Below are 25864 nucleotides of genomic sequence, written 5' to 3'. Positions count from 1 at the left end.
CGTCCTTTTAATTCAGCCTTGTCGGTCGTTGTTTCTACCCTTTCCCCCCTTATCGACCCAATTCCGCCGGAGTGAGCGCCCACGGTTCCGCACCCTCCGTCGTTGGGGGCGGACCCTTGGCTGCGCGTTCGTTCGGGCGGGGCGGTCGACCGTGGGGTGCCGAGGCCCTACTTGGCGGCGCCGACCGGCTTTCCGTCGGGCGAGACGGCGTACCACGTGCCGCCCACTCCCTGACCGTTGGTGTCGCCGGGAGCGCTGTCACCGGAGAAGGTGTAGATCGGCCAGCAGTTGACCGTCATCTGCTTCACACCATCGGGGCGCGTGAAGGGCATCAGGCCCTTCTTCTTGACGCCCTTGGTGTCGGCCTCGTCGACCGGGGCGACCGCGGGCCACTTCTCCAGGCAGGCGCCCGTGCAGGCCGACTTCGAGACGGGCCAAGCCTGGTCCTTCATGAAGCGGTAGACGGTCATGCCGTTCTTGTCGACGACGATGTCGCCGAGCTTCGGGTCCTTGCGGACCGACAGGCCGGGCAGGGAGGCCAGCGTGGCCTTCTTGCCGTCGGGCGCCGAGGCGAACCAAGTGCCGCCCACGTTCTGCCCGTTGGCGTCACCGGCCTTGGTGTCCTTGGCGTACCGGTACATGGGCCAGCCGCCTATGGTGAGCTGCTTGGTGCCGTCGGTCCTGGTGACCTCGCCGAGCAGCGCCTTGTCGACACCGGTGGCGGCCTCGGCACCCTCGGCGGGCACCGGCGGCCAGGCCTTCGCGCAGTCTCCGTCACAACTCGACTTCGGCGGCTCGGCCGTGTCCTTGTCGAAGCGGTAAAGGGTGAATCCGGCGCCGTCGGTCAGCACCTTGCCGAGCTTGGCGCTCTCGTCCACGGACAGCTCGCCCGCGGCTTCCGGCTTGGCGGCGGCACTCGCATCGGAATCGGCTCCATAGCCGTTGCCCGCACCGGCGGTGGTGCTGGTCCCGTAACCCCCCGCCTGCGCGGTGGCACCAACGTTCTGGGCACCCGTCGCAGTGCCACTTTCCTGACCACACGCCGTCGTGAGCGCCAGCACGGCCGCAGCTGACGCTACGAGTGAGGCGCTCCGCCAGGAGGTCTTCATTGGTAACTCCCGCTGTTCGCATAAGTGTTGCAGCGCCCTGCAGCGCCGCGCATGGCCCTAGGTACGGACGGGAGGTGCAGGAGCGTTCAAAGGGGCCTCAAATTTCTTTCGGAAGACTGTGCCGCGTTCGACGCGCACCGCTCGCATGTTCGACCGATGGCGGCGCTTTCCGGCCCCAGGCGTCAAGCCACCGGGGGCCCGAGGTACCCAATTCGTGGCCATTCCAGGACACTTCGGCGTGACCGGGCCCCTCGCACCCCATGATCTCCGTCGTGCACGCACCCCAGCGGACCCGATCCGCCCTCGTCATACGGGTACTGGCGCTGACGGCGCTCACCTGGCTCCTCGTCGGCGCGCCGAGCGGAACGGCCGCGGCCGACGCCTGCGCCTACGCCTCGACCGGCCCGGACGGCGACGGGATCACCGCGGTGGCCGTGGCGGGCGACGCGGCCGTGTCCGTGGCGGGCGACGGGGCGGTCGCCGTCGCCGGAGACACGATCCAGTGCCCTCCCCCGACGCCCGCCCCGCCCTGCCCGCCGACCCCCACGCCTCCCCCTCCGGCCCCCGAGCCCCCTCCTCCGCCGAAGCCGACACCGAAGCCCGAGCCGACACCGAAGCCGGCGCCACCGCCTCCGCCCACCCACGCGCCGAAGCCCGCGCCTCCACCGCCACCGCCACCCCCACCGCCGCCGCCTCCTCCGCCGGCGCCGAAGCCGAAGCCCCCGCCGCCGGCTCCGGTCGTGGCACCGAGACCCGCGCCCAGGCCCGCCCCGACACCGAGCGCGCGTCCCGCTCCGCGGCCGGTCCCGGTCAGTTATCCGGCGTACCGCGCCCCGGCGCACAAGCACGCGCCCCGCGGCGGCCCGTCGCTGGTCTCGTTCACCCTGCTCATCACCGCGCCCGCGGTGCTCGCCGTCGCGGCGCTGCGCCCGCGCTGACCCCTGGAGGCACACTGTGTCGGATTGGCTTGTTCTCGCCCTCGCGATGGCGGCCGCGTGCCTCGTGGTCCTCGCCGTGACGCTCGTACGTCATCGCAGGGCCCGTGAGGACGAGGACCCCACTGAGACGCCGGACGTCATCGAGTACATGACGATGATGATCGGGGTGGTGTACGCCATCGTCCTCGGACTGGCCATCGCCGGTGTCTGGGAGGCCCGCGGCGGCGCCCAGAGCCAGGTGCAGACGGAGGCTCAGGCCCTGCACGAGATCTCCGAACGGGTCCGGGTCTACCCGCCCGACGTCCGCGACCGGATCCGCGGCGACGTCGACACGTACGTCCACTACGTGGTCACCACCGAGTGGAAGGCCATGGCCGAGCAGGGCCGGGTGACCGACGAGGGCGGACGGCTCCTCGACCGGGTCCGGCACGACGTCACCGATTACCAGCCGAAGTCGGACTTCGAGGCACAGGCCTACCAGCCGCTCCTCGACCAGGTGACCGCGGCCGACACCGCGCGCGGCGCCCGCGCCGACTCGACCGGGGCGACCATGCCGGGGGTGGTGTGGTTCGGGCTGATCACCGGTGCCGTGGTGACGGTGGGGATGATCTTCGCGCTGCAGATCAGGCGCACCGCGCGGGAACTGATCCTGGCCGGGCTGTTCTCCGCCCTGATCGCTTTCCTGCTGTTCCTGATCTGGGACTTCGACGCGCCTTACAGCCGCGGGATCACGGCGTCGGCGGAGCCCTTCACGGCGCTGTTCCCGCAGCTTCCCGGGTGACGCGCCCCCTGGGGACTCTCCGCGGGCGGGGGACGGGCGCCACGCCGTGCGCGTCCCCCGTCCGCACGCACCCCGTCCCCCGGACGGCCCACATAATTGCCCCGTTCGCGCTACTGGGATCGCGTCCTTGTTCGGCCTTTCCTAGCGTTCCGATCATCGAGGTGCATTTCTGGCGCAAGCGGAAATGGTCCGCAGCAAGGCTCCTCGGGGACCTGGAGGCTCACCATGCGCGCGATACGCGTCGCTTCGGCCGCATTGCTGGGCGTGACCGCCCTGACCTTCGCCGCACCCGCCGCGCTCGCCGGTGACGGGGACCACGGGCTCCACCCGTTCGCCTTCAGCGTGCAGCCCTCGACCGTCGCCCCGGGCGGCCAGGTGTCGCTGCTCCTGAAACGGGACGGCCAGTGCCGGGGGACCGCCACGGTCACCTCCGGAGTCTTCGACACCGTCAGCATCCCGCCGGGGCAGTCCTCGGCCTCCGCCACGGTCGACTGGGACGCCAGACCCGGGGCCGTGTACGACGTGACGTTCTCGTGCGGCGGGGCGAGCGGCAGCACCGGTCTCACCATCGCCGGCCGCCGGCCGGTCACGCCGACCCCGGTGCCCCTGCAGCGGGGCGTGCGGGCCGGTGTCGGCGGCGGTGCCGGCGGTTTCGACCTGAAGCAGATCGGCATGGGCACGGCGCTCATCGCCGGTTCGGTCGGCGCGGCCTGGTACCTGTCCCGCCGGCGCACCTCCTCCGACGAGACCTGACACAGCGGCACAGCCCTTCACCCCGGACCCGGTCGGGCGGGTCCGGAGCGAAGGGCTGTCACGTGCGGCTCCGCGCGGCGGGGGCCGGCCTCCGAAGGAAGCGGGACCGGCCGCTCACCGGCGGAACGGTCAGATGTGCCGCTCCGACCTGCGCCGCATCCAGAAGACCCCGCCGGCGGCGGCCGCGGCGGCCACCAGACCACCGCCGATCGCCATGTCGGTGGGTGTGGCACCGGTGGTGCTGCTGCCGCCGAGACCACCGCGCACACCGCCGATGACGGTGAAGGCGGCCGGGCGGGTCAGCGGGCCCGTCCCGTCGCAGTTGACGGTGATGTCGTACGAGCCGGGGCTGGCGTCCTGGTTGATGGTGGCCGTACCGCTGGACGCCTCGGTGCGGCTGCCCAGGAGCGGCGAGAGTTTGGCCTGACGGAACGCGGGAGAGGTCATCGTGCCTCCCCTCGGGCACCCGTCGACCGTCACGGTGAGCTGGCCGCCCCGGGCGATGACGCTGGGCTGCGCGACGATGTTGCTCGGTGTGTTCCACGCCGCGGCCATAGGGGCGGCGAGCCCCACGGCGGCGACCGCGGCGGCGGACACCGCAAGGGCACGAGTAGTACGCATGTGATCCTCCGCGGGGGCGCCCCGGGAACCGTCCCCGGTGGATCGGCGAGAAAGCGCCTCCCAGTCAGACCCTCAGATGCCGTGCGCGGGGCCGCATTTCGGGAATGGTCCGTCCTGGTGAGAGGACACGCCGAAAGAATTCCACACAATCGGATATTGCCGCAGGTCACGGACTGTCAGAAAATTCCTGGTCACGGCAACTCGGATGGCGCACGAGGCGTTCCCCCCGCCACCCGTTCGCCCGTGCCCCGTCGCCGGGCGGCCTTGCTGCCATTAGCGTGCTCATATGCGCGGATGACGAGGCGACGGCCGCGTCGAGAGGGGATTGCGAATGTCTGCGTCCGATGAGTTGGCCGAAGAGGAGGAGCGGCAGAGGAAGCGCGCTCCTTGGGGCGTCATAGCGCTTGTTCTGCTGACCGGCCTCGCACTCATTCGGAACGGTTCCGGCGAGTTCGACGTGGGCCCCCCGCAGCCGGCCTCGGCGGCCGCGGCGGACAGCCGCACTCCCGGCGGCACGTTCTCGAAGACTCCCGCCGCGCTGCCGTACTCCCTGGTCGACCGGGTACGGATCCCGGCGATCCGCGTCGACGCCCCGGTGATGCCGGTGGGCCTGGACGTGGACGGCTGGGTCGACGCGCCGCCGCCCGACGACCCGAATCTCGCCGGCTGGTTCACCGGCGCGGTCTCCCCCGGCGAGAAGGGCACGGCCGTGGTCGTGGGCCATGTCGACAACATGCGGGGCCCCGCCGTCTTCTACGGACTCGGGGCGCTCAAGAAGGGGAACAAGGTCGAGGTCCTGCGCAAGGACGGGAAGACCGCGGTGTTCGAGATCTACGGCATCGAGGTCTTCGCGAAGAGCAATTTCCCCGGCGACCGTGTCTACAACAGCAAGGGAACCCCCGAATTGCGTGTCATCACGTGCGGGGGCGGATTCTCCAAGCAGCACGGCTACGACGGGAACGTGGTCGTCTTCGCGCGCCTTTCCGAGGTTCGCTGAGCATTCCCGGAGCGGGTCCGGGAAAAGCCGGTCGGCGGGGCGTTCCGCCTCCCGCCGGCCGGTCCGGCCGAAAGCCCCGCGGCACACGGTGCGCGGGGCCCTTTCGGTTCTAGGTGTTTCTCCGGTGTGGCACCGTGACGTGGTAGCCGGCGTCCAGCAGGCGCGGGAGATAGGTGCGCAGCGCCTGCACGCTCTGCGAGCGGTCACCGCCCGCGTCGTGGGAGAGGACGACGACACCCGGGGCGGCCTGCTTCTGGATCGTGCCGACGATCGCGCGGGTCCCGGGCCTCGCCCAGTCGTTCGTGTCGATCGTCCAGGCCATCGGCTCCATGCCGAGTTCGGCGCCGATCTGGTAGGTCGCCCGGTTCCACTCCCCGTACGGCGCGCGGAACCAGGACGGCGGCTCGCCGTAGGCCTCGTCGATGACCTCGCTGGTGCGCTCGAGCTCGGAGCGGATCGCCGAGCTCGAGAGCTTGGTCAGCAGCGGATGGCTCCAGGTGTGGTTGCCGACGAGGTGTCCGTCGTCGGCCATCTCGCCCAGCAGGTCCTTGTTCTCGGCGACCATCTGCCCGCACACGAAGAACATGGCGTGCACGTCGTACTCGCGCAGGGTCCGCAGGATCTCGGGGGTGTACTTCGGGTCCGGGCCGTCGTCGAAGGTCAGCACCAAGGTGCGGCCGGGGCCGGACACGCGCATGAAGGGCTCGTGCCGGACGAGGGTCCGTAGCTGCGTGCCGTGCGGTGGCGGGCCGTACCCGGCGAGCGGCTGGAGGCGGTAGGCGGAGGGCTTGAGGGCCCGGTTCGCCTGCGCGCCGGAGAGCGGCAGACCGCCCGCCGGCCCCGCGGCCCGACCGGCGGTCAGGACAAGGGCCGTGCCCGCCGCTCCCGCCGCCCCCAGGACAGCGGCGCCGGCGATCAACGCCCGGCGCCGAGTAATCAGCTCATCCTTTTTCATGACCAATCAGTCACCCGGCGGAGGGCCCACCACGCCGAGCAACACCGGTGGGGCCCCGTGAATGCACCCGCCTGGACCATTCAGCGGCGGCGGACCAGCGGGAACGGCAGCGTTTCACGGATCGTCAGACCCGTGAGGAACATGACGAGCCGGTCGACGCCGATGCCCAGCCCTCCGGTGGGCGGCATGGCGTACTCCAGCGCGTCCAGGAAGTCCTCGTCGAGCTCCATCGCCTCGGGGTCTCCCCCGGCGGCCAGCAGGGACTGCTCGGTGAGCCGGCGGCGCTGCTCGACCGGGTCGGTCAACTCCGAGTAGGCGGTGCCCAGTTCGGTGCCGAAGGCGACGAGGTCCCAGCGTTCGGCGAGCCGCGGGTCGGTGCGGTGCTGCCGGGTGAGCGGGGAGACGTCGGTGGGGAAGTCCTTGTAGAACGTGGGCAGCTTGGTCTTCTCCTCGACCAGACGTTCGTACATCTCCAGTACGACGTCACCGCGGCCGTCGTCCGCCGTGTACGGCACGCCCGCGCGGTCGCACAGCCGCAGCAGCCTCTCCAGGGTCGTGTCGGCGTCGATCTCGTCGCCCAGCGCCTCGGAGACCGCGCCGTACACCGTCTTGACCGGCCACTCCCCGGAGATGTCGTACTCGACACCGTCCTTGCGGGCGATCGGTGCGCCGAACGCTGCGGTCGCGGCGCCCTGGATCAGCTCGCGGACGAGGTCGAGCATCACGTCGTAGTCGGCGAACGCCTGGTACGCCTCCAGCATCGTGAACTCGGGGTTGTGCTTGTAGGAGACACCCTCGTTGCGGAAGGTGCGGCCCAGCTCGAAGACCTTCTCCATGCCGCCGACACACAGCCGCTTGAGGTAGAGCTCGGGCGCGATGCGCAGATAGAGGTTCAGGTCGTAGGCGTTGATGTGCGTGGTGAAGGGCCGGGCGTTGGCTCCGCCGTGGATCTGCTGGAGCATCGGGGTCTCGACCTCCAGATAGCCGCGGTCGAGCAGTCCCTGGCGCAGCGCCTGGACGGCCGTGGAGCGGGCGCGTACGACCTCGCGGGCTGCGGGGCTGGACACCAGGTCGAGATAGCGGCGGCGGACCTTGGCCTCGGGGTCGGCGAGGCCCTTGCGCTTGTCGGGCAGCGGGTGCAGGCACTTGGCGGTGAGCTGCCAGGAGGTGACGAAGACCGTGGGTTCGCCGGTGTCGCTGGCGCCCGCGAGACCGTCGGCGCTGATGTGGTCGCCGATGTCGATCACCTGCCGGAAGCGGTCGAGCGCGGGACCGGCCCCGTCACGGGTGAGGGCGATCTGGAGGTCGCCCGACCAGTCGCGCAGCACGGCGAAGAGGATGCCGCCGAAGTCGCGCACGAGCATCACGCGTCCGGCGACGGTCACGTCCTCCCCGCCGCGGACGTCGGCCAGCACATGGGTGCGCGGCGGGATGCCGACCGGGTAGGGGTCGGTGCCCTCGGCGCGCAGCCGGTCGAGTTTGCGGTGCCGCACGCGGACCTGGTCGGGCAGGGCGGTGGTGGGATCGTCGGCCGCGGCCCCGCCGTCCGCGTCGAGGCCGAGGGCGGCCAGCGACGGGAGTCCCGCCGTCGTGGCCGGTGCGAGTCCGCCCCTGGGGTGTCCCTTGCCCCACAGGCTGCGCAGCGAGGGCACGGAGACGAAGCCCTCGGCGATCGCGGAGGCCATGCCGATGCGGGCGAGGGCGCCGGTGTCGCCGTAGCAGATGAAGCGCGGGTACCACTCCGGGTGGTACTTGGCGTTGGAGCGGTACAGGGCCTCCAGCTGCCACCAGCGGGAGAAGAACAGCAGCAGCCTGCGCCAGAGCCGGAGCACTGGTCCGGCGCCGATGCGGGCGCCCTCCTCGAAGACGGAGCGGAACACGGCGAAGTTGAGGGAGATGCGCCGGACACCGAACTTGCCGGCGACCGCGCACACCTCCGCGACCATGAACTCCATGACGCCGTTGGGCGCGCTGCGGTCGCGGCGCATGAGGTCGAGGGAGATGCCGTCGCGGCCCCAGGGCACGAAGGACAGCAGCGCGAGGAGCTTGCCGTCGGACCCCATCGCCTCGACGAGCAGACAGTCGCCGTCCTCGGGGTCGCCGAGCCGGTCGAGAGCCATGGAGAAACCGCGCTCGGTCTCGGTGTCGCGCCAGGCGTCCGCCCGGCTGACGATCTCCTCCATCTCGGTGTCGGACAGGGTGGAGTGCCGGCGGACCCGGCAGGTCGCGCCGGATCGTTTGACGCGGTTGACGGCCTGCCGGGTGACGCGCATGTCGCGGCCGGACAGGTCGAAGCCGGCGATCTGCAGGATCGCCTCGTCGCCGAGCTGGAGGGCACCGAGCCCGGCGCGCGCGAACGCCTTGGCGCCCTCTTCGGAGGCGCCCATCGCGGCCGGTGCCCACGCGTAGCGGCGGGCGATGTCCAGCCAGGCGGCGATCGCGTGGGGCCAGGCCTCCCGGTCGCCGACGGGGTCGCCGCTGGCGAGGCACACCCCGGCCTCGACGCGGTAGGTGACGGCCGCCTTGCCGCTGGGCGAGAAGACGACGGCCTTGTCGCGGCGGGTGGCGAAGTAGCCGAGGGAGTCGCCGCCGCCGTATGCCTGGAGCAGGGCGCGGATCCGGGCCTCCTCGTCGCCGTGCAGGGCCGCGACCAGACGCTGGGAGCGGAAGAGCGTGGCGGCCGCGTTGAGCAGGGCCAGCGCGCCGAACAGGCCGAGCACGAAGAACAGCCAGCGCGGCGGACGGCCGTCGAACGAGCGCGCGGAGACGAGTCCGCCGCAGACCCGGTTGGCGGCCCACAGCAGCCGCTGGCTCTCCGTCAGGGTGCCGGGGAACAGCTCGACCAGGCCCCAGCCCAGCAGGATCGCCACGACGAGGCCGGTGACCAGGACGAGCAGGGCGCGTCGTACGGCGGCGCGCCGCGAGTCGGCGTAGAACTCCCGGCGGGCCACGATCAGCAGGGCGAGCAGGAGCCCGCAGACGATCAGCGAGGGGATCGAGGCGGCGTACAGGCCGGCGGCGATCCCGAGGAGGTCGGTCAGGACGAGCAGGCCGAGGTAGACGACCACGAGCCACCAGGCGATCTTCTTGCGGGCGGCCGTCGCGGCGGCGAGCAGGAAGAGGAAGACGGCGTACGCGAGGTTGGCGCTGACCGGGATGATCAAAAGGTCGAGGAACCGCACGACCGGACGCAGCAGCGCGCGCAGCGGGGGGATGAAGGCGAGCAGGGTGCAGAGCAGGCCGATGGCGACGAAGAAGGCCGCGAAGCCTTCGGGCACCTTGCTCAGGAAGCCGCTCTGGGGCGGCCGTGGCCGGTCGCCGGCGGTCTTCGGCGGGCGGGCCTCCACGGTGGCACTCATGGTTCCGACTGTAGGAAGAGCGGCGGCGCCCCGCCCGTCGAGCGGATCTCGGCCGCTCCCCCGGGGCGGGGGGACGCGCGGGTTCCGATAGCCTCGCAGCCGTGACGGAAGAGCAGCACGCGCATCGGTTCGAGCGCGGGACGGACGGTCCCAAGGTCATCGTCGTCGGGGTGGACGGCTCCGACTCCTCGTTGCGCGCGGCGGCGTACGCCGGGGGTCTGGCCCGGCGGCAGCGGGCGCTGCTGGCGGTGGTCTACGTCAAGCCGGTGATGGCGGCGGGGGCGGCGCTCGGGGTGCCGGTGGCGGACACGACCGACGAGATCGCCGAGGATCTGGTGCAGTACATCCGCGACGCCGCCGAGCGGGTGAAGGACATATTCGATGTGCGCTGGGAGTTTCACACTTTCCGCGGCGACCCCTACAACGGTCTGGTCACCGCAGCGGACGATTTGAAGGCGGACGCCGTGGTGGTCGGGGCATCCGAGCAGTCGGGGCACCGGATCATCGGTTCGGTGGCGATCCGGCTGGTGAAGGCGGGCCGCTGGCCGGTCACGGTCGTGCCGTAGAGGGTGCCCGCGGGGTGCCTGTCGGGACTGTTGCGGTCGGCCCCGTCGCAGTCGGTCCCGTTCCGGTCGGGACCGTTGCGGTCGGTCCCGTCGCAGTCGGTCCTGTTGCAGTGGGTCCCGTTCCGATCGGTCCCGTCGCAGTCGGTCCCGCTCCGGTCGGGACCGTTGCGGTCGGGACCGTTGCGGTCGGGACCGTTGCGGTCGGTCCCGTCGCGGTCGGTCCCGTCGCGGTCGGTCCTGTTGCAGTGGGTCCCGTTGCGGTCGGTCCCGGCGCGGGTCCCTCGGCCATGACGAGGCCGGCCCGGCCCGCGCCCCTGCCGAGGACGACGTCGCGGATCCGGTCACGCACGGCGCCGACGGCGGCGCCCTGCTCCAGCGCCGCGTCGAGGTCGACGACCCGGCCGGCGTCGAGGTCGAAGGCCAGCGGGATGAACTCGGCCTTCGTCACCTCCCACCGCCGCGTGGGCCGCGCGGGCGGGGAGAAGGTGAAGCGGCCGATGGTGCTCTGGTTGCCGCGCGGGTCCTGGACGCCCCGGTCGTCGTACATCTCGCCGGCGATCTGGTCGCCCGTGCCGTAGACGACCCAGGTGCCGTTGACCTTCTCGTACGCCTGCGGGACGTGGGAGTGGGTGCCGAGGATCAGGTCGATGTCGGGCCGCCCGCCGGTGCGGGAGGCGGTCAGTTGCCTGCTCAGGCTCAGCTGGCGCCCGTTGGGCCCGTCCTGCCACTCGGTGCCCCAGTCGAGGGAGACGACGACCACGTCGGCGCCCGCCTTCCGGGCGGCCCGGGCGTCCGCGACGATCCGGGCGGGGTCGACCAGGCCGACCGCCCAGGGCTGTCCCTGCGGGAGCGGGCGGCCGTCGGTGTCGTCCGTGTACGCGAGGTGGGCGACGCGGGCGCCGCCCGCCTTCATCAGCGTGACGGTGTTCGCCTCCTGGGCGGCGCGGGCCGATCCGGCGTGCCGCACGCCCGCGCGGTCCAGCGCGTCCAGGGTGCGCCGGACGCCGTCGGCGCCGTCGTCGAGGGTGTGGCTAGAGGCGGTGGAGCAGGAGTCGTAGCCGGTGGCGGCGAGCCCCTCGGCCACCTGGGGAGGGGTCTTGAAGGCGTACGTGCCGGCGGGGGCGCCGTCGGTGTCGTACACGGTCCGCAGGTGACAGATCGCCAGATCGGCGCGGGAGACCACGGGTCGGACGCCCGCGAGCATCGGCCGGAAGTCGTATCCGGAGCCTCCCGCGTCGGAGGCGGCCCGTTCGAGGACCGAACTGTCCGGCAGGACGTCACCGCCGGCGACGAGGGTGAAGCCGCGGACGGCCGCGGCGGGGCCGGGCCGCCCGTCGCGGTGGCGGGTGGCCGGGTCGTACACCTGGCTGGTCACCGCGGCCGCGATGAGGGCGGCCGCGAGGGCCAGGTTGATCTGTCGCGCGCGTGTGATCATGCCGGGCCCCATGCGGTCGCATTTACCTACCAATAGATACGCATCCACGTATACGGACCGCCGCCAGTCAAGGAGACACCCCAGCGGGTCACCCGTCCGGCGTTCGCCGGCCTGTCCACCGGACGAACAACGGCACGAACACGGCGGCCCCGGAATTCGGTGCTCCACCTCGGGCGACCGTTCGGCGCACCGTTCACCGACCGCTTCGACCGCCCACCGCACAACCCTGTCCCCGGCCTGTCCGCGCGGGGCGCGGGGCGCTGACATACACGCCATGACGGCCGGAACCACCACCATCACCCCCGGGACGACCGCCGAGCACGAGCTGGCCGCGCTGCAACGCGACCACGGCCGCCCCCTGTTCGCGCTGCTGCTGCGTCTGTCCGACGGCGACCGCCAGCGCGCGGAGGACCTGGTGCAGGAGACGTTCGTACGCGCCTGGCAGCATCCCGAGGCACTGCGTGCGGACGACTTCGACTCCGTACGGCCCTGGCTGCTGACCGTGGGACGGCGGCTGGCCATCGACGCGCGGCGGGCCCGGCAGGCCCGGCCCCCGGAGGTCGGCGACCACGTCCTCGACAACGCGCGGATCTGCGCCGATCACGCCGAACGGTCGGCGGCGACGCTCGATGTGCGGGAGGCTGTGAAGACTCTCACTCCCGAACACCGTGAAGTCCTGGTGCTGGTGTACTTCCAGGGGGCCAGTGTGGCGGAGGCCGCCGCGGCGCTGGGCATTCCACCCGGTACGGTGAAATCTCGCGCGTACTACGCGCTGCGCGCCCTGCGCCGGGTTCTTCCCGGATATGCGGCCGACCTGCGGTGAAACCGAAGGCTTAGTCAAACCTCCGTAAAGCGCCTTGCCGAGGACCATGGTTGAGCAATCAGCTTGCCTCATCCGTTTTCCGGACTGGGGCCCGGGGTCGGGCGACGCGCACGCACCGGAGGAAGGCAGGAAGGGATGCTGCACAGAGGGCAAGAGAGCACGGACGGCACCGGCGGGGGCGAACTCACCGTCCCCATGGCCTGGTTGTACGCCGAGTACATCGCCGACGAACTGCTGCGGACGGGCGACCTGATGCCGCCCACCTCCTTCGAGTTCCGCGCCGGGCGCGACGCCCTCGCGCTGACGATCTTCCTGTCCGACAGCGGCGGTGAACTCTCCGGGATCCGGGTCATCACCCAACTCGAGACCTGGCTTTCACTGACGGCCTACGACCAGCCCTGGCACGCCTGGGTGCGCGAGCACCTGGAACTGCGCGCGGCCGAGGCGACCGGATGCGCCGCGCCCGATCCCGATCTGGAGCTGGCGTCCGCGGCCTGGCGATGGCTGGAGGAGACGGAACTCCTCGCTCCGGACCTCGACGCGGTGCCCGGCGGCGGCTCCGTGCCCGGTGAGGACGACGGTCCCAAGGTGTGGACGGCGGCCTGGCGGCTGGGGCTGCCGCTCGGGCATCTGGCCATCCACCTCTTCTGACGACGGCCGTGACCGCGCCGGAAAGGCTTCCGGCGACGGCCGCGACCGGTCCCGGGACAATTTTCCGGGGCTCGCACCAATCCGCGAGCGCCCCCGCTCCGAATGTCTTCACCCCGATTCCTGACGAGTCTTGAGTGATTCGACGGTCTGCTGCGTACCCGTGGGCAACAGCAACACCACTCACAGTCCGCACCAACGCCACGAGGATTCGGTATTCGGTATGAGGTCCCTGGAACGGCATCGCGACGTCGGCGCCTATGCGCTCGGCGTGCTCGGCGAGGCGGAAGCCTTCCGCTTCGAGGACCACCTCGTGGAGTGCGCTCAGTGCACGGCGTTCGTCAGCGAGTACCGCCCCGCCACACGGCAGTTGATGCTGTACCGGCGGTCGACGCCGCGCAGCGTCCACCCGTTCGCCGCCCCCGGGCCGCGGCTGCTCGACCGGCTGCTCGGCGAGGTCGCCGCACGCAACCGGGCCGGACGCCGGCGCCTCCTGTTCGCCCTGGCCGCCTCCGTGGTCCTCGCGACCGGCGGCCCCGCGCTCGCGCTCGTGGTCGGCCACGACTCCCCCACGGACTCGGTCGTCGCGGACGGCCCCCCGTCGAGCCAGATGGCCAGGACCGACGCGGAGACCGGGGTGTGGGCCCAGGTGACGACCCGGGAACGGCTCTGGGGCAGCGACATCGAGGTCGAGGTCAAGGACGCCAAGGGTCCCCGTTCCTGCGAGCTCGTCGCCATCGGCAAGGACGGCTCGGAGCAGTCGGTGACGAGCTGGATGGAGCCCGCGCACAACCAGGCCGCCATCACCATGCAGGGCGGCTCGTCGATGCGGACCGACGAGATCCGCGGTTTCGAGGTGCGCACGGCGGACGGCGAACACCTCGTGACGCTCAACTCCCCCTGAGCGAAGCCCGTCCCACCGCCGGGGACACCGAGCGACCGCCCGCCCGGACCGCCTGCGTGATCCGTCCGCCCGGACCGTCTGCGTGATCCGCTCGTTCGATCCGCCCGCTCGGACCGCCTACTTGAGCAGCCGGGACATCCGCCGGTCCGCCAGCGGCTTGCCACCCGTCTGGCAGGTCGGGCAGTACTGCAACGAGGAATCGCTGAAGGAGACTTCGCGGATGGTGTCGCCGCACACAGGACAGGGCTCCCCCGTTCTCCCGTGCACCCGCAGACCGCTCTTCTTCTCCGACTTCAGCCGCCCGGCGGCCAGCCCGTGGGAGCGCTCCACCGCGTCGGTGAGCGTGCCGCGCAGCGCCTCGTACAGCCGCCGGGTCTCCTCGGGGGTCAGCGAGGAGGCGATCTTGAAGGGGGACATCCGGGCGGCATGCAGGATCTCGTCGCTGTAGGCGTTGCCCACGCCCGCGATCAGGCTCTGGTCGCGGAGCGCGCCCTTGAGCCGGCGCCGCTCGCCCTGGAGCAGCCCGGCGAACCGCTCCTCGTCGAAGTCGCCGGCGAGCGGGTCCGGGCCGAGCCGGGCCACGCCGGGAAGCTGCTCCGGGTCCTCGGCGACGTACACGGCGAGGCGTTTCTGGGTGCCCGCCTCGGTGAGGTCGAAGCCCTCGCCTGTCTCCAGGGCGACGCGCAGCGCGAGCGGCCCCTTGCCGGGCCGGGGCGGGCCGTCCGGGAGCGTGTCCTTCCAGTGCAGCCAGCCCGCGCGGGCCAGATGCGTGACGAGGTGCGGGCCGTCCGTGCCGATGTCCAGGAACTTGCCCAACCGGCGGACGGCCGTGACCTCGCGTCCCTCCAGCGCGGAGACGGGAGGGTCGTACGTCTTCAGGACGCTGACGGCGACGGGCAGCACGCGCACGATCCGGCGGCCGACGAGATGCTCGGCCAGGAAATCCTTGAGCGCTTCGACCTCGGGCAGTTCCGGCATACGTCCAGAGTGCCATCCGGCGCCGACGGCGCCAGGGATCAGGCGCGCTCCCGGACCATGAACTCGCACCACACGACCTTGCCGCCGCCGCGCGCCTCGACCCCCCAGACGTCGGTGAGGCGGTCGACGAGCAGCAGTCCGCGGCCCGAGACACCGGACTCTCCCGCCTCGCGGCGGCGCGGCAGCGCGCTGGAGGAGTCCTCGACCTCGACGCGCAGTCTGCGTTCGGATCCGGCCAGGACGCGCAGGGTGACGATGGCCGAACCCTCGGTGTGCATGAGGGTGTTGGTGATCAGTTCGTCGGCGACCAGCTCGATCTCGTCGGCCCGGTCCCGGGCTCCCCACGCGCGCACGGCGGCCCGGATCATGTGGCGGGCCTCGCTGAGCGCCTCCGGGTCGCCGGGCGCCACGTGCTGCTGAAGGCGTCCGCCGGCGCGCTGGTCGATCAGCCCGTGGCGGCGCAGGAGCAGCAGGGCGACGTCGTCGTCGCCGCCGCGGTCCTCGGCCATGTCGATGAGCCGGTCGGCGAGGTCGCTGACGTCGTCCGGGCCGCCGCGGATGAGGTCCCCGAGGATGCGCATGCCCTCGTCGAGGTCGACACCCGGCTCCTCGACGAGCCCGTCGGTGCACAGCAACAGGGTCTGGCCGGGGTCGAGCTCGACGGTGGCGACCGGGTATTCGAGGCGTCCGAACTCGGCGGACAGGCCGAGCGGCAGGCCGCCTTCGAGGGGCAGCCGCCGGCAGGTCCGGTCGGGGTACCGGACGAGCGGGTCGATGTGGCCGGCCCGGACGAGCTGGGTCACCCCGGTGGACAGGTCGATCTCCGCGTACAGGCAGGTCGCGAAGCGGTCGGTGTCGAGTTCGTGGAGGAAGACCGAGGCGCGGGCCATCACGGTGGCCGGGGTGTGGCCCTCGGCCGCGTAGGCGCGCAGGACGATGCGGAGCTGGCCCATGACGGCGGCGGCGTGGGTGTCGTGTCCCTGGACGTCGCCGATGACGGCGCCGACGCGGCCGCCGGGCAGCGGGATCAGGTCGTACCAGTCGCCGCCGATGTCGCGGCCGAGCGAGGCGGAGCGGTAGCGGACGGCGATGTCGGCGCCGGACACGCTGGGGATGGAGCGCGGCAGCATGGCCTGCTGGAGGCCCTGGGCGAGGTCCTTCTCCTGTTCGAAGAACATGGCCCGCTGGAGGCTCTGGGCGATGCTGCTGCCGAGCGCGACGAGGACGTTGCGCTCGTCCTCCGAGAAGCCGTGGCGGTCGTTGTAGAGCAGGCCGATCGCGCCGATGGGGCGGGCCTGCACGATGAGCGGCAGATACGCGGCCGAGGTGATCTTCAGATCGGTGATGTTGGGCCACAGGAGCGGGTACGACTCGGCGAACTCCTCGGGCGACTCGATGAAGTGCGGCGCGAGACTGCGGACGACCTCGTTCATCGGGTACTGCGCGTCCAGGCGTGTGACGCGGGTGCCGGGGACGTAGCTGTCCACGGGTCCCGTGGCGACCATGCGGATGCGGCCGGCCTCCACCAGGCCCATGACCAGGCTGGCCGCCCCGAGATGGGTGAGGCCGTGGGTGTCCTGCAGCACGTCGATGACGTCCTGCACGGTGACGGCGTGGGCCAGCGCGGCCGTGGTGAGCTGGACGACGCTGGTCTGCTGGCGCCGTACCTCGTTCTGGGCGGCCTGTTCACGGCGTGCCGCGCTCTCGTCTAGCTCGTCGGTGGCGTCGCGGACGATGCCGATGATCCGGCGTGGCCGGCCGTTCTCGTCGCGGCGGATGTAGCCCTGGGTGTGGGTCCAGCGCAGGGCGCCGTCGCGGCGGCGGATGCGGAAGTAGGCGCCGTAGTTCTCGCTGCCGTCCTTGAGGGCGTGGGAGACCATCGTGTCGAGGCGGCGCGACTCCCCGGGCGGGACGCGCATGGACAGGGTGGCGGGTTGCCCGTCGTATTCGTCCGGGCGCACGTCGAAGACCTCGTGGGCCTGGGCGTCCATCTGCATCAGACCGGTGTCCAGGTCCCAGTCGAAGCTGCCCATGCGGTTGAGCGCCAGGATCGGATCCGGGTGGGCGGGCCAGTCGTCCGGGAGTGACAGGGCGCTCGCTCCCCGATCAACCATGGGGCCACCATGCCAGCATTTGCCCGATTGTTCGACTTCTGGAGGGCATGGTTCCGGGGCCCCGGGACGCGGACGTGTTCACGTGCCGGGGGTGTCGGCCGAGACCTCGAAGACGCTGTCGGGACCGGTCGGCGCGTCGGGGATCAGCCCGCCGTCGGGTGCGTCGGGGCTGTCCGGGCCGGTGTCCTCGGTGGGGGTGCCCGGCTCGTCGGACGGGACCTCTGACGCCGGGGGCTCCGGGGAGCCGGAGCGGTCGGGGGCGGCCGGGTCGGTCGGCGGGGCCGCGGTGCCGCCCGAGGGGGCCGGGCTGGTCCCGGGCCCCGCCGTGGGCGATGCCGTGACGGTGGCTCTCGGGCAGTGCGGGGGCTCGGCACTCGGGCGCGCGGCGCGGCCCGGCGCGGCGACGTCCATGGCGGTGTCGTCCGTGGGACCGCCGGTGGGTGTGGGACTGTCACTGGCCGTGGGACCGGTGGGCGCGGTGCGCGGCCCTGCGCTCTCGCCCGGGGTTCCCTCGCCGGTGCCCGGTGTCGGGGTCACCGTCGCGGTCGGTGTGGCGCAGTCGGAGGCGCCGGGGGACGGGCTCCGGCCTCCCTCCGAGGTGCCGGTGGAGGGCTCCTGCGCGGGAGCGGAGCCGTGCGGCGCGGGGACCGAGCCGTCGGGCGGTGGTACGGCGTGGTCGTGGCGGTGGCCCTCGTATCCGACCGGCCGCTCGATCCAGGTGTCGTCGCCGTCGTCGACGATCGTGATGGCGGTGATCACGTCGGGCGACGGCGTCACCATGACGACCCGGGCGGGCCGGTACCCGCTCCAGGGCGTGCCGCGGGTGTCCGGGTTCTTGTCGAGCGCGGTGGGCCGGCCCAGCGGGTTGCCGCAGGCGCAGCGGACCCTGGGAACGCCCCGGTCGTCGACGAGGACGGCCGTACCGGTCTGGAGCACGGCCTGGTAGCCCGTCGCCCGTCCGGCGGCGAAGCCGTGGTCCGTGACGCCGGTGTCGGCGCGCAGCACGACCGGGGTGAGCTGCCGCAGATAGTCGGGGACGGACCCCGGTGAGACGCCGGAGAGTTCGGCGAAGACGCGGGCCTTGGCCGGGTCGGCGGTGAGGTAGCGGATCTGCTTCTCCACATCGCAGCTCCCGGCGTTGCGGGTGCCGCCGTACAGGCCCGGGGTGGCGCCCGAGACGGTGCGCGCGCCCTGGGTGCCGGTGGCCGTGGGTTGCGGCGTTCGGGTGACGGGCGCCCGGGGCGCGGGGGTGGTGTCGGTGGGCGCCGTGAAGGGGTCGGGCCCCCGGACCGCGAGGGGCTGGAGAAGCACGTCGCCGCCGGTGGATCCGTTCGGCGCCGTGTGCCCGCCCCCGCCGCCACAGCCCGCGGCGACGAGGAGTGCCGCCGCGAGCGCGCAGGCCGCGACCGAGGTCCTGGTGGGTATGTGCACGCGTTCTCCCGTTCGTCCCGGGCTGTTCGTGCCTCATTCTCTGCGTCACCCTCTTGGCGCACGCAAGCGGAAAACGGTCACCCAGCGTCACAATGGAAGGGAGAGGAGCACGCGCCATGGAGTGGTTCGTCGCACCCGGGTACGAGCTGAGCCGACTGGTGTTCCAGCGGGGGCTGGCCGTGCTCTATCTGGTCGCGTTCCTGGGCGCGGCCCTGCAGTTCCGTGCGCTGACCGGGGAGCGCGGGATGCTGCCCGTGCCCCGATTCGTGCGGCACGTCGCGTTCCGGGACGCGCCGAGCGTGTTCCACTGGCGCTACTCCGACCGCTTCTACGCCGCCTGGTGCTGGACGGGCTGCGCGGTGTCGCTGGCGCTGGCCGCCGGACTCGACGGGCTGCTGCCGCTCTGGGGCGCGATGCTGCTGTGGCTCGTGCCGTGGGCCCTGTACCTGTCGGTCGTCAACGTCGGCCAGACCTGGTACGCGTTCGGCTGGGAGTCACTGCTCCTCGAGGTGGGTTTCCTCGCGGTGTTCCTCGGCAACGACGAGGTGGCGCCGCCTGTCGTCGTGCTGTTCCTCATGCGCTGGGTGCTGTTCCGTGTGGAGTTCGGCGCGGGGCTGATCAAGATGCGGGGCGACGCCTGCTGGCGGAAGCTGACCTGCCTCTACTACCACCACGAGACCCAGCCGATGCCAGGTCCGCTGAGCTGGTTCTTCCACCGTCTGCCGGGGCCGTTCCACCGGATCGAGGCGGCGGCCAACCACTTCACCCAACTCGTGCTTCCGGTGCTGCTGTTCACCCCCCAGCCGATCGCGACGGCGGCGGCCTCGCTGATGATCCTGACCCAGCTCTGGCTGGTGCTCTCCGGCAACTTCGCCTGGCTGAACTGGACGACGATCGTCCTCGCCCTGAGCGTGACCGAACTACCCGTCACCGCGCCGCGGACCCCGGCGACACCCCTGTGGTACGAGGTGGTCGTACTGGTGGTGGCCGCGGGTCTGCTCGCCCTCGGCTACCGGCCGGCACGCAATCTGGTCTCCCGGCGGCAGGTCATGAACCGCTCCTTCGACCCGCTTCATCTCGTGAACACCTACGGGGCGTTCGGCAGCGTCAGCAGGATGCGCCACGAGGTGGTCGTCGAGGGCACGGCGGACGCGGTGCCGCGCGAGGACGCCGACTGGCGGGAGTACGAGTTCAAGGGCAAGCCGGGTGATCCACGGCACTGGCCGCGCCAGTTCGCGCCCTACCATCTGCGGCTCGACTGGCTGATGTGGTTCGTCGGGCTGTCTCCCGGCTATGCCGGCACCTGGTTCTCCGGTCTCGTGGAGCGGCTGCTGGAGAACGACCCCGACACGCTGCGGCTGCTGCGCCGCTCCCCGTTCCCGGCCGACGCGCCGCCGCGCTACGTCCGCGCCCGGCTCTTCCGCTACCGCTACACGACCTGGAGCGAGCTGCGCGAGACGGGCGCGTGCTGGCACCGGACCTATGTGCGCGACTTCCTCCCGCCGACCCGGCTGGAATGAGCCTCCGAGCCGGGGGGTTCCACGCTGATCCGGAGGAAGCGGCGGACGGCGGTCACGGGCGGTGGACGCGGGTTGCGGGTCACAGACGGTAGACGCGGGTGGCGGTGCCGGTGAAGACGGACCGGCGCTCGCTCTCGTCGAGTCCCGCCGTCAGCTCCTCCGCCGTCCCAAGGACCTGTCCGTAGGTCGCGGCGAGTGTGCACACGGGCCAGTCGGAGCCGAACATCGTGCGCTGCGGGCCGAAGGCGTCCAGGACCGTGTCGGCGTACGGCCGCAGGTCACCCGGGGTCAGGCGCGCCGGGTCCGCCTCGGTGACCATGCCGGAGAGTTTGCAGACGGTGTTGGGCAGTGCGGCCAGTTCACGGACGGCGCCCGCCCAGGGCTCCGGGGCACCTCCGGCGATCGGCGGCTTACCCAGGTGGTCCAGGACGAAGACGAGTCCGGGGTGTTCGGCGGCCGCCCGGGCGCAGACGGGCAGTTGGCGGGGCAGGACGACCAGGTCGTAGACGAGGCCCGCGTCCGCGACGGCGGCCAGTCCCCGCCGCACGTCGGGGCGCAGCAGCCATCCCGGGTCGCGTTCGCCCTGGACCTGGTGGCGGATGCCGCTGAGGCGAGGGCCGCCGGGGAGCTCCCGCAGCCGCGCGAGTTCGTCGGCGACGTCCGGCCGGGTCAGGTCCGTCCACCCGACCACGCCCGCCACCAGGGTGCTGTGCTCCGCGAGCGCGAGCAGCTCCGGGGTCTCCTCGGCCTCGGTGACCGTCTGGACGAGGACGGTGCGGTCGACCCCGGCGGCCGCGGCCACCGGTTCGAGGTCGGTGATCGCGAAGTTCCGCCGCAGGGGCCGCAGTCCGGGTCCGGTGATCCAGTCCTGGTCGCGGACCGACAGGTCCCAGACGTGGTGGTGCGCGTCGACGGTCACGGACGCTCCGGGGCGGGGCCGGGGCCGGGGCGGGGTGCGGTCGCAGGGCCGGAGATGGGGAGGGCTGCGGTCGTGGGGGCTTCGGCGGGGAGGGGCGCGGTGTCGGGGAGCAGGCCCTCCGTGCGCAGTTCCCGCCAGAAGTCCGGGGGCACCGGCTCCGCGAACCGCTCGGCGCAGTCACGGACTTCCTCCGCCGAGCGGGCCCCGGCCAGGACGCTCACCACCGCCGGGTGCGCGGCGGGGAAGGCCAGGGCGGCGGCGCGCAGGGTGGCGCCGTGGCGTCCCGCGATCTCCTTGAGCCGCAGAGCGCGGTCCAGCAACTCGCCCGGTGCCACGGCATAGTTGTACGTCGCTCCGGGTCTCGGGTCGGCCAGCAGACCGGAGTTGAAGGCGCCGCCGATGACGACGGAGGTGCCGCGGGCCTGGGCGGCGGGCAGCAGTTCGGTGAGTGCGTCGTGGTCCAGCAGGGTGTAACGGCCCGCGCAGAGCACCACGTCGACATCGGTCTCGCGGACGAACCGGGTCAGCATCCGCGTCTGGTTCATGCCCACGCCGATCGCGCGCACCACGCCCTGCGAGCGCAGCTCGGCCAGTGCGGGAAAGCCTTCGCGGAAAGCCTGTTCGGCGTGGTCGTCGGGATCGTGGAGGTAGACGACGTCCACACGGTCGAGGCCGAGCCGTTCGAGGCTGGCGTCCAGGCTCCGCCGTACGCCGTCGGTGCTGAAGTCCCAGACCCGGCGGTGGGTGGCGGGCACCGCGAAGCCGTCCGCCCGGTCGTCGCCGCCCGTGCCGGCGGGCTCCAGCAGGCGGCCCACCTTGGTCGAGACCGTGTACCGCGCGCGGGGCAGGTCGCGCAGGGCCACGCCCAGGCGTCGTTCGGAGAGGCCGAGGCCGTAGTGCGGGGCCGTGTCGAAGTAGCGGATGCCGCTCTTCCAGGCGGCGCCGACGGCCTCGTACGCCTGCTCGTCGGTGACCTCGGTGTACAGGTTGCCGATGCCGGCGGCGCCGAAGGACAGCGCGCTGACGGGGACGCCGGCGGCGCCGAGGGAGTTCACCGGACCACCGGGCGCGGCCGCAGTCCCTGCATCCCGCCGTCCACCGCGAGCGCGGTGCCGGTGGTGGATCCGGACAGCGGGCTCGCCAAGTAGGCGATGGCTCCCGCGACTTCCGCCGCCGACACCAGACGCCCGGTGGGCTGGCGGGCCTCCAGCGCGGCGCGTTCGGCGGCCGGATCGGGGGCGGCGTCCAGGAGCCGGCCGACCCAAGGGGTGTCCACGGTGCCGGGGTTGACGCAGTTGACGCGGATGCCTTCGCCGACGTGGTCGGCGGCCATGGCGAGGGTCAGCGCGAGGACGGCGCCCTTCGACGCCGAGTACAGCGCCCGCTGGGGCAGTCCCGCCGTGGCCGCGACCGAGCAGGTGTTCACGACGGACGCGTGCGCGGATTCCCGCAGATGGGGCAGGGCGGCGCGGGTCGTCCGCACGATGCCGAGGAGATTGACGTCCAGGACCCGGTGCCACTCGGCGTCGTCGTTGTCCTCGACGGTGCCGCGGGCGCCGATGCCCGCGTTGTTGACCAGGATGTCGAGGCCGCCCAGGTCCGCGACCGCGGCGGCGACGGCCGCGCGCACGGAGGCGTCGTCGGTGACGTCGGCCCGGTGGCCGGTCAGCGGTCTGCCGACGGACGACGGGTCGAGGTCGAGGACGGCGACCCGCGCGCCGCGCGCGGCGAGGAGACCGGCGGTCGCCCTGCCGATCCCGGAGGCACCTCCGGTCACCAGCGCCCTGAGCCCGTCGAGTTCCTGAGAGTCCGTCATACGGGCTTTCCCTTCGGGTCGTCGGTCTGGTGCCGGGCGAGGTCGGCGGCCCAGAAGGTGCCGCCGGGATAGCCGAACTCCGCGATGGACTCGGGCCGCATAGCGGCGGAGAAGCCCGGCGCGGTGGGCGCCGTGTAGTGGCCGTCCCGGATCACCACCGGATCGGTGAAGTGGTGGTGCAGATGGTCCACGTACTCGATGACGCGGTCGTGGGTGGTGCCGGACAGGGCGACGAAGTCGAACATCGAGAGATGCTGGACGAGTTCGCACAGGCCCACCCCTCCGGCGTGCGGGCAGACCGGGACGCCGAACTTGGCGGCGAGGAGCAGGATGGCGAGGTTCTCGTTGACACCGCCGACCCGTGCCGCGTCGATCTGCAGGATGTCGATGGCGCCGGCCTGGAGGAGCTGCTTGAAGACGACGCGGTTGTGCACGTGCTCGCCGGTGGCGACCTTGACCGGGACGACCGCTTCGCGCACGGCGGCGTGGCCGAGGATGTCGTCGGGGCTGGTCGGCTCCTCGATCCAGTACGGCCGGTACTCGGCGAGCGCCTTGGTCCAGGTGATCGCCTCGTCCACGTTCCAGCGCTGGTTGGCGTCGACGGCGATACGGATGTCCGGGCCGACCGCGGCCCGGGCGGCGCGGAGGCGGCGCAGGTCGTCCCCCAGGTCGGCGCCCACCTTCAGCTTGATCTGCCGGAATCCCCCGGCGACGGCCTCGACGGCCAGCCGGGTGAGCTTCTCGTCGCTGTAGCCGAGCCAGCCGGGCGAGGTGGTGTAGGCGGGGTAGCCCCGTTCGCGCAGGGTCGCGGCGCGCTCCTCGGCGCCTTCCCTGCCCCGGTGCAGCAGGCGCAGCGCCTCGTCGGGCGTCAGCGCGTCCGTGATGTAGCGGAAGTCGACCTGGGAGACGAGCCATTCGGGTGCGGCTTCCGCGAGCAGTCGCCACAGCGGACGGTGGGCGCGCCGTGCGGCCAGATCCCACACGGCGTTGACGACGGCGCCGATCGCCATGTGCATCACGCCCTTCTCCGGTCCGAGCCAGCGCAGTTGGCTGTCGCCGACGAGGTCCCGTGAGAGGGAGCCGGGGTCGGCGCACAGCTCGTCGAGGGACCGCCCGACGACGTGTCCCCGCAGCGCGTCGATCGCGGCGACCTGGACGTCGTTGCCCCGCCCGATGGTGAAGGCGAAGCCGTGCCCCTCGGCTCCGTCGGAGGCGTCGGTGCGCAGCACGACGTACGCGGCCGAGTAGTCGGGGTCCGGATTCATCGCGTCCGAGCCGTCGAGCTCGCGCGAGGTGGGGAAGCGGATGTCATGGGTGTCGACCGCGACGACGCGGGCGGAGGTCGGGGGCACGGCGGGCCTTTCCGTCGGCGACAGGGGGTCCAGGGCCGGGTGCGGAGGAATGCTCGGTCCCGAGGATCTCCCCGCCCACCCGTCCGCGTACAGCGTCGGGCACGCTCCGGTCCGACGGCCGGGCCGCCGGCCGGGCACGCCCGGGACCGATCCGGCCGCACTCGGGGGCCCGTCGGTCGCCCTCGGGAGGCACGCCGGCCGCCGCGTCACGCGAGAACCGGGAGGCCGGACCGAAGGTCGGGGGTCGCGGACCCTCGACGCGGCGCCCGGGCTGCGGGCAGAGTGCTCCCCGTAACTACTCACCAGTACGACACGAGTGAGGAGCGCCCGTGACCACCTGGGCCGGCCGGACCGCCACCGAGATCGCCGCAGCCGTACGCGAGAAGAAGGTCACCCCCCGCGAGGTGGTGGCCGAACACCTCGCGCGGATCGAACGCCTCGACGGGCGCGTCGGCGCCTTCCGCACGGTCCGCGCCGAGGCCGCCCTCGCGGAGGCCGACGAGCTGGCCGGCAGGGACCTCGGCCGGCTCCCCCTGGCGGGCGTGCCGGTGGCGGTGAAGGACAACCTCGCGGTGCGCGGGGAACAGACCCGCAACGGTTCCGCCGCGACCCCTGAGGCCCTCGCCGACGAGGATCACGTCACCGTGGCCCGGCTGCGTGCGGCGGGCGCCGTCGTGGTGGGGCTGACGAACGTGCCCGAACTCTGCGTCTTCGGCACCACGGAGGGCGTGTACGGCAACGCGCGCAACCCCTGGGACCTGTCCCGTACGGCGGGCGGCTCCTCGGGCGGCAGCGCGGCCGCGGTCGCCGCCGCGATGGTGCCGATCGCGCTCGGCAACGACGGCATGGGTTCGCTGCGCATCCCGGCCGCCAACTGTGGTCTGGTGACCCTGAAACCGGGCCACGGGGTGATACCCGCCGGGATCGGTCACGGCGACTGGTTCGGCATGTCGGAGAACGGCCCGCTGGCCACGACGGTCGAGGACGCGCGGCTGATGTACGCCCTCCTCGCGGACATCGAGCCGGCCCCGCCCGCGGAGCCCGCCACTCGCAGGATCGCCCTGTCGGTGCGAAGCCCGCTGGCCGGAATCCACGTCACGCGGCCGTATACGAACGCCGCCCGGGAGGCCGCCGCCCTGCTGGCCGAGGCGGGTCACCGGGTGCGGACCGCGAATCCGCCGTACCCGCTGTGGCTGAGCACGACCTCGCTCGCGCACTGGACGGCGGGCACCGCGGTGGACGCCGAGGATCTCGACCCGCGCCGACTGGCCCGGCGCACCCGCGTGCACGCCGCGGTCGGCCGCCGCTTCGTGACGGGCGTGCGCAAGGGAGAGCGCCGCGAGCAGCTGCGCGGACGTCTCGCGGCGTTCTTCGCGGAGTACGACGTGCTGCTCACCCCGGCGCTCGCCCGGCGCAGCCCCGCGTCCGTCGACTGGCACAAGCGGGGCTGGCTGCGCAACGTCCTGGCCAATACCAACTACTCGCCGATGACCCCGCCCTGGAACCTCACCGGCTGGCCCGCGATGTCCGTCCCGTTCGGCAAGCTGCCGAACGGGGCGCCCGGCGCCGTTCAGCTCGTGGGCATGCCCGGCTCGGAGGATGCACTGCTCGACGTGGCCGGGCAACTCGAGGTACTCCACCCGTGGCGGCGCACGGCTCCGCTCGGCTAGGGGCCAGGGGGGACGCCCGGCCGGAGGCCGTCGCCGCGCGGGAGGCGGCCGGGCGGGAGGTGACGTCACATACCGAAGCCGCGGCCGGGGGTGGGGCGCCGCGGAGTCTGCCCGGCGGGTAACGCGGGGCGCCCCACCCCCGCCCGACCGCCGCGCGCGCGCGAGAGGGCGGCGG

Annotated in this window: 21 protein-coding genes and 1 pseudogene; 10 read left to right on the top strand and 12 right to left on the bottom strand. The window is 72.5% G+C overall.

The genetic code is table 11. The annotated features are described in order from the left end of the window. Positions 1-167: 167 nt before the first annotated feature. Entirely contained in the window at positions 168-1109 is a 942-nt protein-coding gene (locus tag ACFXGX_RS10630) for an SCO0930 family lipoprotein (protein ID WP_384787755.1), read from the bottom strand. Positions 1110-1381: 272 nt separating this feature from the next. Here ACFXGX_RS10630 and ACFXGX_RS10625 point away from each other — a divergent pair, with 272 nt between their 5' ends. The 3 genes from ACFXGX_RS10625 (at position 1382) to ACFXGX_RS10615 (ending at position 3581) form a co-directional block, all read left to right on the top strand. Then, complete coding sequence (locus tag ACFXGX_RS10625; RefSeq protein WP_384787752.1) at positions 1382-2047, top strand: hypothetical protein; 666 nt, start codon at positions 1382-1384, stop codon at positions 2045-2047. A gap of 16 nt (positions 2048-2063) precedes the next feature. Further along, positions 2064-2828: a hypothetical protein gene (locus tag ACFXGX_RS10620; protein ID WP_384787749.1), complete on the top strand. Its 765-nt coding sequence runs from the start codon at positions 2064-2066 to the stop codon at positions 2826-2828. Positions 2829-3053: 225 nt separating this feature from the next. Further along, positions 3054-3581 carry a hypothetical protein gene (locus ACFXGX_RS10615; protein WP_384787746.1) on the top strand — a complete coding sequence of 176 codons (528 nt, stop codon included), beginning with the start codon at positions 3054-3056 and terminating at the stop codon, positions 3579-3581. 129 nt (positions 3582-3710) lie between these two features. On the opposite strand, the gene ACFXGX_RS10610 is transcribed toward ACFXGX_RS10615, so the two are convergent. After that, entirely contained in the window at positions 3711-4202 is a 492-nt protein-coding gene (locus ACFXGX_RS10610; protein WP_384787743.1) for a hypothetical protein, read from the bottom strand. A gap of 331 nt (positions 4203-4533) precedes the next feature. Here ACFXGX_RS10610 and ACFXGX_RS10605 point away from each other — a divergent pair, with 331 nt between their 5' ends. Further along, positions 4534-5199, top strand: coding sequence for a class F sortase (locus tag ACFXGX_RS10605; RefSeq protein WP_384787740.1), 666 nt, complete (start codon positions 4534-4536; stop codon positions 5197-5199). Between the two features lie 109 nt (positions 5200-5308). Here the strand turns inward: ACFXGX_RS10605 and ACFXGX_RS10600 are convergent, their stop codons facing one another. Both ACFXGX_RS10600 and lysX read right to left on the bottom strand, forming a co-directional pair. Beyond that, positions 5309-6154, bottom strand: coding sequence for a polysaccharide deacetylase family protein (locus ACFXGX_RS10600; protein WP_384787737.1), 846 nt, complete (start codon positions 6152-6154; stop codon positions 5309-5311). Positions 6155-6234: 80 nt separating this feature from the next. After that, positions 6235-9513: a bifunctional lysylphosphatidylglycerol synthetase/lysine--tRNA ligase LysX gene (lysX, locus tag ACFXGX_RS10595; RefSeq protein WP_384787734.1), complete on the bottom strand. Its 3279-nt coding sequence runs from the start codon at positions 9511-9513 to the stop codon at positions 6235-6237. 101 nt (positions 9514-9614) lie between these two features. Between lysX and ACFXGX_RS10590 the strand changes: the two genes are divergently transcribed. Next, entirely contained in the window at positions 9615-10079 is a 465-nt protein-coding gene (locus ACFXGX_RS10590) for a universal stress protein (RefSeq protein WP_384787732.1), read from the top strand. Between the two features lie 280 nt (positions 10080-10359). Here the strand turns inward: ACFXGX_RS10590 and ACFXGX_RS10585 are convergent. Continuing rightward, positions 10360-11514, bottom strand: a pseudogene (locus ACFXGX_RS10585) (CapA family protein); the annotation flags it as partial. A gap of 274 nt (positions 11515-11788) precedes the next feature. Between ACFXGX_RS10585 and ACFXGX_RS10580 the strand changes: the two are divergent. The 3 genes from ACFXGX_RS10580 to ACFXGX_RS10570 all read left to right on the top strand — a co-directional run bounded on the left by ACFXGX_RS10580 (position 11789) and on the right by ACFXGX_RS10570 (position 13889). Further along, a complete protein-coding gene (locus tag ACFXGX_RS10580; RefSeq protein ID WP_382779206.1) occupies positions 11789-12337 on the top strand; it encodes a sigma-70 family RNA polymerase sigma factor in 549 nt (182 codons plus the stop codon). A 135-nt stretch (positions 12338-12472) separates the two neighbouring features. Next, positions 12473-12988 carry a hypothetical protein gene (locus tag ACFXGX_RS10575; protein WP_384787729.1) on the top strand — a complete coding sequence of 172 codons (516 nt, stop codon included), beginning with the start codon at positions 12473-12475 and terminating at the stop codon, positions 12986-12988. A gap of 220 nt (positions 12989-13208) precedes the next feature. After that, on the top strand, positions 13209-13889 hold the full coding sequence (locus tag ACFXGX_RS10570; RefSeq protein ID WP_384787726.1) for an anti-sigma factor family protein: 681 nt from the start codon (positions 13209-13211) through the stop codon (positions 13887-13889). 117 nt (positions 13890-14006) lie between these two features. On the opposite strand, the gene ACFXGX_RS10565 is transcribed toward ACFXGX_RS10570, so the two are convergent. From ACFXGX_RS10565 to ACFXGX_RS10555, 3 genes are all read right to left on the bottom strand, one after another. Further along, on the bottom strand, positions 14007-14867 hold the full coding sequence (locus tag ACFXGX_RS10565; RefSeq protein WP_384787723.1) for an Fpg/Nei family DNA glycosylase: 861 nt from the start codon (positions 14865-14867) through the stop codon (positions 14007-14009). A 38-nt stretch (positions 14868-14905) separates the two neighbouring features. Continuing rightward, positions 14906-16981 carry a SpoIIE family protein phosphatase gene (locus ACFXGX_RS10560; protein WP_384787720.1) on the bottom strand — a complete coding sequence of 692 codons (2076 nt, stop codon included), beginning with the start codon at positions 16979-16981 and terminating at the stop codon, positions 14906-14908. A gap of 78 nt (positions 16982-17059) precedes the next feature. Next, positions 17060-18412 carry a DUF6777 domain-containing protein gene (locus ACFXGX_RS10555; RefSeq protein WP_384787717.1) on the bottom strand — a complete coding sequence of 451 codons (1353 nt, stop codon included), beginning with the start codon at positions 18410-18412 and terminating at the stop codon, positions 17060-17062. A gap of 116 nt (positions 18413-18528) precedes the next feature. On the opposite strand from ACFXGX_RS10555, the gene ACFXGX_RS10550 reads away from it, so the two are divergent. Beyond that, entirely contained in the window at positions 18529-19932 is a 1404-nt protein-coding gene (locus ACFXGX_RS10550) for a lipase maturation factor family protein (protein WP_384787714.1), read from the top strand. 79 nt (positions 19933-20011) lie between these two features. Here the strand turns inward: ACFXGX_RS10550 and ACFXGX_RS10545 are convergent, their stop codons facing one another. The 4 genes from ACFXGX_RS10545 to ACFXGX_RS10530 are packed head-to-tail and all read right to left on the bottom strand — an operon-like array spanning position 20012 to position 24019. Beyond that, on the bottom strand, positions 20012-20851 hold the full coding sequence (locus ACFXGX_RS10545) for an amidohydrolase family protein (protein ID WP_384787712.1): 840 nt from the start codon (positions 20849-20851) through the stop codon (positions 20012-20014). After that, positions 20848-21906, bottom strand: coding sequence for an aldo/keto reductase (locus ACFXGX_RS10540; protein WP_384787709.1), 1059 nt, complete (start codon positions 21904-21906; stop codon positions 20848-20850). The genes ACFXGX_RS10545 and ACFXGX_RS10540 overlap by 4 nt, the downstream gene beginning before the upstream one ends. After that, positions 21903-22667 (bottom strand): SDR family NAD(P)-dependent oxidoreductase, encoded by a 765-nt coding sequence (locus ACFXGX_RS10535; RefSeq protein ID WP_384787706.1) that lies wholly within the window; start codon positions 22665-22667, stop codon positions 21903-21905. Before ACFXGX_RS10535 ends, ACFXGX_RS10540 begins: the two co-directional genes overlap by 4 nt. Then, entirely contained in the window at positions 22664-24019 is a 1356-nt protein-coding gene (locus ACFXGX_RS10530) for an enolase C-terminal domain-like protein (protein WP_384787703.1), read from the bottom strand. Before ACFXGX_RS10530 ends, ACFXGX_RS10535 begins: the two co-directional genes overlap by 4 nt. Positions 24020-24348: 329 nt before the next feature. Between ACFXGX_RS10530 and ACFXGX_RS10525 the strand changes: the two genes are divergently transcribed. Next, the gene (locus ACFXGX_RS10525; RefSeq protein ID WP_384787700.1) at positions 24349-25689 is read left to right on the top strand and encodes an amidase; all 1341 of its coding nucleotides are present in this window, start codon (positions 24349-24351) and stop codon (positions 25687-25689) included. Positions 25690-25864: the final 175 nt, after the last annotated feature.

This window comes from Streptomyces sp. NPDC059371, from assembly GCF_042751995.1.
Taxonomy (GTDB): Bacteria; Actinomycetota; Actinomycetes; order Streptomycetales; family Streptomycetaceae; genus Streptomyces.
Note: the sequence above shows the minus strand (reverse complement) of the source record. Positions and strands in the feature narration are given on the sequence as shown.

Excerpts from the sequence above, each read along its gene's own strand:
- ACFXGX_RS10630 (WP_384787755.1), bottom strand. The coding sequence starts at position 1,109 with ATGAAGACCTCCTGGCGGAGCGCCTCACTCGTAGCGTCAGCTGCGGCC.
- ACFXGX_RS10565 (WP_384787723.1), bottom strand. The coding sequence starts at position 14,867 with ATGCCGGAACTGCCCGAGGTCGAAGCGCTCAAGGATTTCCTGGCCGAG.
- lysX (WP_384787734.1), bottom strand. The coding sequence starts at position 9,513 with ATGAGTGCCACCGTGGAGGCCCGCCCGCCGAAGACCGCCGGCGACCGG.
- ACFXGX_RS10535 (WP_384787706.1), bottom strand. The coding sequence starts at position 22,667 with ATGACGGACTCTCAGGAACTCGACGGGCTCAGGGCGCTGGTGACCGGA.
- ACFXGX_RS10550 (WP_384787714.1), top strand. The coding sequence starts at position 18,529 with ATGGAGTGGTTCGTCGCACCCGGGTACGAGCTGAGCCGACTGGTGTTC.
- ACFXGX_RS10580 (WP_382779206.1), top strand. The coding sequence starts at position 11,789 with ATGACGGCCGGAACCACCACCATCACCCCCGGGACGACCGCCGAGCAC.
- ACFXGX_RS10605 (WP_384787740.1), top strand. The coding sequence starts at position 4,534 with ATGTCTGCGTCCGATGAGTTGGCCGAAGAGGAGGAGCGGCAGAGGAAG.
- ACFXGX_RS10570 (WP_384787726.1), top strand. The coding sequence starts at position 13,209 with ATGAGGTCCCTGGAACGGCATCGCGACGTCGGCGCCTATGCGCTCGGC.
- ACFXGX_RS10575 (WP_384787729.1), top strand. The coding sequence starts at position 12,473 with ATGCTGCACAGAGGGCAAGAGAGCACGGACGGCACCGGCGGGGGCGAA.
- ACFXGX_RS10600 (WP_384787737.1), bottom strand. The coding sequence starts at position 6,154 with ATGAAAAAGGATGAGCTGATTACTCGGCGCCGGGCGTTGATCGCCGGC.
- ACFXGX_RS10615 (WP_384787746.1), top strand. The coding sequence starts at position 3,054 with ATGCGCGCGATACGCGTCGCTTCGGCCGCATTGCTGGGCGTGACCGCC.
- ACFXGX_RS10560 (WP_384787720.1), bottom strand. The coding sequence starts at position 16,981 with ATGGTTGATCGGGGAGCGAGCGCCCTGTCACTCCCGGACGACTGGCCC.
- ACFXGX_RS10610 (WP_384787743.1), bottom strand. The coding sequence starts at position 4,202 with ATGCGTACTACTCGTGCCCTTGCGGTGTCCGCCGCCGCGGTCGCCGCC.